The organism is Saccharopolyspora sp. NPDC000995 (assembly GCF_053599315.1).
In genome coordinates this window covers 59163-65162 of sequence record NZ_JBSFLZ010000023.1, presented here as the reverse complement: position 1 = coordinate 65162, position 6000 = coordinate 59163, and the positions used below count along the sequence as shown (strand labels likewise).

General features: G+C 62.5%; 8 protein-coding genes and 1 pseudogene. 5 read left to right on the top strand and 4 right to left on the bottom strand.

Features of this window, described 5'->3' with window-relative positions; genetic code table 11:
- Window positions 1-411: 411 nt before the first annotated feature.
- The 3 genes from ACWDKQ_RS11130 (at window position 412) to ACWDKQ_RS11120 (ending at window position 1267) form a co-directional block, all read left to right on the top strand.
- Window positions 412-651 (top strand): hypothetical protein, encoded by a 240-nt coding sequence (locus tag ACWDKQ_RS11130; RefSeq protein WP_450138599.1) that lies wholly within the window; start codon window positions 412-414, stop codon window positions 649-651.
- 219 nt (window positions 652-870) lie between these two features.
- The gene (locus tag ACWDKQ_RS11125; protein WP_450138598.1) at window positions 871-1026 is read left to right on the top strand and encodes a hypothetical protein; all 156 of its coding nucleotides are present in this window, start codon (window positions 871-873) and stop codon (window positions 1024-1026) included.
- Between the two features lie 112 nt (window positions 1027-1138).
- Window positions 1139-1267: a hypothetical protein gene (locus ACWDKQ_RS11120; protein ID WP_450138597.1), complete on the top strand. Its 129-nt coding sequence runs from the start codon at window positions 1139-1141 to the stop codon at window positions 1265-1267.
- Between the two features lie 299 nt (window positions 1268-1566).
- Here ACWDKQ_RS11120 and ACWDKQ_RS11115 read toward each other — a convergent pair whose 3' ends face one another.
- From ACWDKQ_RS11115 to ACWDKQ_RS11100, 4 genes are read right to left on the bottom strand one after another with little or no spacing between them, the layout of a single operon-like run.
- Complete coding sequence (locus ACWDKQ_RS11115; protein WP_450138596.1) at window positions 1567-2103, bottom strand: DUF4916 domain-containing protein; 537 nt, start codon at window positions 2101-2103, stop codon at window positions 1567-1569.
- Between the two features lie 4 nt (window positions 2104-2107).
- Window positions 2108-2806, bottom strand: a complete 699-nt coding sequence (locus tag ACWDKQ_RS11110) for a nucleotidyltransferase family protein (RefSeq protein ID WP_450138595.1) — start codon at window positions 2804-2806, stop codon at window positions 2108-2110.
- Entirely contained in the window at window positions 2794-3348 is a 555-nt protein-coding gene (locus tag ACWDKQ_RS11105; protein ID WP_450138594.1) for a hypothetical protein, read from the bottom strand. Before ACWDKQ_RS11105 ends, ACWDKQ_RS11110 begins: the two co-directional genes overlap by 13 nt.
- Window positions 3336-3929 (bottom strand): phosphotransferase family protein, encoded by a 594-nt coding sequence (locus ACWDKQ_RS11100; protein WP_450138593.1) that lies wholly within the window; start codon window positions 3927-3929, stop codon window positions 3336-3338. Before ACWDKQ_RS11100 ends, ACWDKQ_RS11105 begins: the two co-directional genes overlap by 13 nt.
- An 806-nt stretch (window positions 3930-4735) precedes the next feature.
- On the opposite strand from ACWDKQ_RS11100, the pseudogene ACWDKQ_RS11095 reads away from it, so the two are divergent.
- Both ACWDKQ_RS11095 and ACWDKQ_RS11090 read left to right on the top strand, forming a co-directional pair.
- Window positions 4736-4885, top strand: a pseudogene (locus tag ACWDKQ_RS11095) (hypothetical protein); the annotation flags it as partial.
- A gap of 412 nt (window positions 4886-5297) precedes the next feature.
- Window positions 5298-5456, top strand: a complete 159-nt coding sequence (locus ACWDKQ_RS11090) for a transposase (protein WP_450138602.1) — start codon at window positions 5298-5300, stop codon at window positions 5454-5456.
- Window positions 5457-6000: the final 544 nt, after the last annotated feature.

Below are 6000 nucleotides of genomic sequence, written 5' to 3'. Positions count from 1 at the left end.
GGTTGAAGACCATGGTGGCGAGCACCGTGCCGTGATCGTTTGCCATCATGTCCGCACTCCCAAGCATTGGCTTCGCTTCCGAGATACCAGCATGCCCAACCCGGGTTCATGCCTTCTTCACGATGTCTTCATGACCGTGTTGACAATCCACCCCCGCGCTCACGGTGGCATGACAAGCACTGCGCCCTCCGAGCGAAGTACTCGCTCGGTCATCGCCTGTGAGCTCAACTGGCACGCTCGCATCCACGAATTTTCAACTTGCGCCTTTGGGCAACGTTCACGGGCGCGTACGCCCCATCACCTCGGACGACCTGGTCATGACTGATGCCGTTGCTTAGGTTTACCGGCAGTGCGTCGAATCTCACCTTTTCGGCGTCACCTCCGTCTCGATGCGAATGGAGCGCAATGATGATGACGATTCGAAAGCTGGCCGCGACCGCCCTGCTCACGCTGGGGCTCGCCGGTGGTATCGCCGCCACCGAAGGTGTGGCGTCCGCAGCCACGTTCGTCCCGGGCGGGGTCTACTCGTCGAGATACTCCTGCAACAAGGCGGGCAACGCGGGCTTAGCGCAGCACCGCTGGGTCGGCTGGTACTGCCAGGACCTGCACAACCACGGCCGGTACCAGCTGTGGGTGCAGCCGAGATACTGATCCGGTGCGTGGTGCGGGGGTGCGTCCGTTGTGGACGCACCCCCGTTTCGCTGCTGTTTCGGCGGGTTCTGAACAATCCCGTGCGAACACAGCGCATGGTGCTGCCATCGGATCACCGCGTTTCCTCCCCACGACGGCGATGCTGCCCGTCGCGATCGATCCGGACGAACACTGCCGGGTCTGCAACCGCACCTTTCGACCTGCAGGACACCGGCTGCCGTGGCGCGGGAAACCACCGCTGGACGCGAGCGGGACCGGGCCCGGCACCTGGTCGACACCCGCTGGGGCACCCCGGAAACCGCCCGGAACCGGCTGGCTGCCCACCACTCCTACGTCGCTGCCGTGGACGCGGCTCGCCGCGCCATCGACGCCTGACAGGCCGCAGCCGCCGTCCTCGACACCGTCGCGGGCTTCCGGCCGGGCGGTGTTTCCAACTACTTGATCGGCGTTTACCCAGCGATCCATCCTCGCCGCCGGCTACCCGCCGGTGCGCAAGCCCGACATCGGCGTGGCCACTGCTACCCAGATGCGCCAGGATCTGAAGGCCGCGCACGCCGACCGCAAGATCCTGGCTGCGGAAACGCTGACGCTGGCTCGCCCCGCCACGAAGACTTAAGCGCACAGCGCTGCGCCTCGAAGTGATCGCTTCGGGGCGCAGCGCTGTGTCCAGGGCATTGTTCTGCGCGCAGGTGCAGGAGGCAGCCGTCCTTGTCGGGCACCAGCGGCGGTCTTGAGTGCACGGTGATGAGCAAGGGCCGCCGCGAGCCCACGCGATCCATCGTCGATCGGCTCGACCACGTCGGAGATCCGCGTTCTGGCGTGCCCGGTCCGCGCGAGCAGATCAATCTACTGTGGGTGCAGCCGACAGGCAGATCTCCCGGAGAGCCAGCTACCTGCCCGCAGATGCGGAAACCGTCATATTGCTGGGTTGGCTTGGTGGTTGATCGAGGGGCAAGCAGCTAGGAGGCGCGGTACAAGACGTTCTTGCCCGAAACCGAGGGAGTCACGCTCGGGAAGCGCGTCGGGCGAGAACCAGCGGAAATCGATGGCCTTCCCACGAGGACGCGGGTCACCCGACATGACGCAGGTGTAAGTGAGGGCGACGGCATGCTTGCGGGGGTCGAAGAACTCGCCGGTGTCAGGATCGGGAAAGTACTCCACCACTTCCTTCAGCTCCAGGGTGTCGAGGTCGAGTGAAACCCTGTCACCCAGCGCCCAATCGAAGACCCTCTCGACGGCGTTCGGCAGCGGTTCGCCGTGTTGGACTCCGCCGCCCACGAGGCACCATCGACGGCGGCCCCAGAAGGTGTCGCGGAGTATTAATCCCACCAAGTTCTCTGGCCCCGGGTGGAGGGGCAACACGTCGACGCACAGGATCGGGATCTTCTTGGTTATTTCGTCGTATTCGGCCTCGGGAACCCATTTTCCCTTGGCGGGAGAACTGCTGCTCATAACATCATTCCTCGATGAGTGTTCGTGCTGGAAGCCATGCAGCGGGAACGCCGATGTCCACAGAAGACACCGGAACGAGAGTGGCCGGACCCTGTTCGTTGAGCAGTGGTCCGATGGGGATTTCCTGCTCTGCCGGGTCCGCCTCGGTTCGCGTGCTCCGGATCCGGTGCTCGATGGCGGCTTTGATCTCGTCAGTCCTCAGCTTCAACGGGCCGACCCAGCAGGGCAGGCGCTGCTCGGTCTCGGCTTCGTCGCAAGGGATTTTTTCGACCCAGCAGCCGCTCGGGGTTAGGTACGTGTACCGCTCGGCTTCGGCAGGATGCATCAGTACGACACCGACTGCCGGAACGGCGGCCTGCGCGATCTTCTCCGCGTCCCGGACGGACACCACATTGTCGCCGAGGAGGACCTGGACCTCAGGCGAGGTGACAAGTCGAAGACCCGTGAGAAGCGCGTCTCCTGGCCCATTCGGCTGACGCTGGATGACGATCTCTGCCGGGAGGCCGCCCAGCACTTGGCAGAGGGGCAGCGCGTTTTCCGGGGCGGCGACGATCACGATCCGTCCACTTGAGACGCGCAACGCTGTCCGGACGAGCCGGCGGATGAGAGGCTCGCCATCAACGATGATCAACGGCTTGAAATAAGGCGGTGTGATGTCCTTGAGTCTGCTACCGCGTCCGGCGGCAAGGATTACGACATCCATACCGTGCTGATCTCCTTGATCAACTCTGTCTCGGCCTGGTCGCGGAAATGCACTAGTTTCCACGTGCTTCCTTCGGTGACCTTGACGCCCAGGTCGTAGTTGTCGTCGACGTATACGCCACCCGTAGGGGAAATCCCGTCAAGCGCTCTCCGTTTGCCCATGCTGTCCAGATCGGTTCCGGCCAGGAACCCGCTCAATGACGGATCGGCGGAGTCAAGCGTTCTCTGCACGACTTCGCGTGTGCTGGAGGTGATGAATTTGACGGTCCATCCGCAGGAGTGCAACGTGCGGGCGGCTTGGGCGCCCGCGAGTGTTGTGACCCTACTCCTGCTGAGTAAGTCGAGGTGAGACTGGGTTTTTTGATCGTGGACAGCTTCGGCGCGCAGGAGATCTCCCCCGCAGCGCTCGGGAAGCCAAGTGCGCCATGTACTGCCCCAGAGTTGGTCGGGCAACTCAATGCCGACCTCGGCATAGGCTCGCCGTACGATCTCTCGGGTGTCGACCAGTACCCCGTCGATGTCGAACACCACTACAGCCGGCATGTCGCCGCTCCAATCAAGCTGTCCACGCATTCCTCCAGGAGGTGCTTCGCCTTCCGCGCTGAGACGTAAACCATCGAACGAAGGAGGTGTACGATTCCGAAGTACAGAGCGGCTATCAGGTCGTCGTGCGCTAATCCCGTCATCGAAATGATGATATCGAGCGGGACGTCGTCGGGCGCTGGTAGTTCGTAAGTCACCCGCTCGTATCCCACGCAGGACTGGAAAATTCGTCCGATATCCAGGGCGATCACGTCGGGAAGGCCTGGGGTCGACGGGATCGGATCGATCAAGATCGTCGAACCGTCGCGGGCGAAAAGAACGTTGTCGAATATCGGATCTCCATGGGTGAGGCCGCGGGAAAGTCGATCCCATTCTATTCGGCCGCGAAGTTGATCGAATACTTCTCTCCTGCGCCCGGTCAACGGTGCCGTGATAGTGGACAGTCGATCGGCATGAGCCGATTCGTCGAATTCGGCCTCTGGCGGCTGGCGCCAAAAACTGGATTGCAGTAGCCGGACGATGGACGCCGCAAGCTTCCGGCCGTCCAGCAGTTCAAGAGGGATCGTGTCGAGCCGGTCCATGGTGTATCCCCACCGCGAGTTGTTCCGGAAAACACCGCGGACCGTCGGTAGGGCTTGATTTCTGTGTCGTAGAATCCATTCACCTTGAGCGACAACGCGGCTGCCAAGTGCGGTGTTCGGCGGGCCGTACTTATCTATCTGATCGTGGGATTTCGGTGTGATGTCCGCGCCCGATCGGCCCCGTTGGTCCGCCACACGGCAATGCAGATCCGGTCCTGGTGAGCTTGATGACCCGTAAGCCTCCATAATTCTACGTACTGATGCTGGCTCGTGTGCTGCGGTGTTCAATTACGGCTCCGTGCTTGCGGAAGCAGATGTCCGAGATTCGCTGAGGATTTTTCTGTTCGGTCGCGGTAAGTAGGTCGGCGTTGCGTATCTCGAGTCGCTGGAGTTTTAGTCCTGGTTCCAGCCTGCTGCCCGGTGGTGTCTGTCTTTCGACTATTTCAAAATTCCGGGCGGTCGCCAGCAAAGTCTTGTCTTGCTACCCCTCTGTGCTCGTTCCGCTGCCCCTTCTTACTTGGATCGTCGATGGTGCAACGGCCGAAGGAACGCCTGATGGCGAGGTCGGCGCTGGTCGCTGTGCGGTTTTCGGGGTCTTCGAAGTTGTCCGGGCAGCGTGATCGCCGTAACGGACCGTAGTCCGGGTGGGCTGGAGACGAAAGACCCGAGGCTCTTTGTGATCATGGTTGTTGTCGAAACACCTGATGCGAAAGAACCACGGGCGTGAACAACGATACGACCTTGCTGCTCAGGCTGGACGGCCTGGCCGCCGATCATGTGGAACCGGACGGTGACGGCATACCGGGGTGCATGTGATCACCGCTGATGACCAGGCCAGATACTGCCCGTCGTGTGGGCTGGCCTCCACCTCGTTCAAGGATAGGGTGGCCACCTTTCCGCGAAATCTGCCCTTCGGCGGGAACACCATTCGCCTGGTGTGGCACAAACACCGGTGGCGCTGCCGGTCCCCGCAGTGTCCGAAGAGGACGTTCACTGAGACTGTGCCGTCCGTCCCGGCTCGTGCCCGGCTGACCACACGATTACGACACGCCGCGGGCACGGCTGTGGCCACGACCAAGCGGGTGGTCTGCGAGTCGCCGCCAGTCTGGGGGTGTCCTGGCCGGTGGTGCACGCCGCCTTCACCACGGCGGCAGCGGACCAAGCTGCAAGCGGCTGGGCCGATCGGCACGGCATCCTCACCGCCTGGATCGCCTAAGAGGAACTCCGCGCCGTCCTGGCCTGCAACCGGGACAGGTTCAACCCCGCCGAGATCCGCAAGCGCCTCTACGATTTCTACCTCTGGTGCGCCGACAGCGGCATCGAAGAGATCAAGCGACTGGCCACCCCATCGAGACCTGGTGAGACGGCATCGAAGCGTTCCTCCGGACCGGCATCACCAACGCCAAAAGCGAGGGCATCAACCGAGCCGTCAAACTCGCCGCCCGCAACGCCTACGGATTCCGCGCCCCCGAGAACCAACGCCTACGCACACGCAGCGTCACCAGCAAAGTGGCTGTGCCCGGCTAAATTCGAAGACCCGGTTTTCGTGGCGATATGTGGAGATCTCGCAGCGTCCCTCGGCTTAGTCGCAATATCGCCCGCGAGATGCGTGTCATTGTTTGTCCCGCCGCAACTAAGGCTGTTGTTGGTTATGGCGGTCTTAGGGGTTCCGAGGGATGGCGGCGAAGGCCGCTTGATGGGCGGTGATCCCTTGTTTGCGGGCGGTGGGGGTGTATCCGCGGATGCGGGCTTGCGCCTATGGCGCCTTTTCCACGGGAAAATCTGCTGGTAGCGCCCGCCACTGCAACCGTTGTCGGCGAGGTAGCGGATGGCGTCGACAATGCCGAGGGGCCTTCGCCGAAGCGGAGGCCCGCTACGTCCAGCGAAACGGTTTGAGAATGTATCGGCATCAGCCTGTTACCGGCTCTTTGTACCGCAGGTCGCACTAACATGCCTGGCTACGCGAAGCGTCAGGTGGCTACTTCGGCGTGTTGCAGTGTGGGCAACTCGGGCGATATTCCCGATCCCTCGTGGGTGGGAGAGCGAGATTTGCGGCGCGATGAGCGATGGA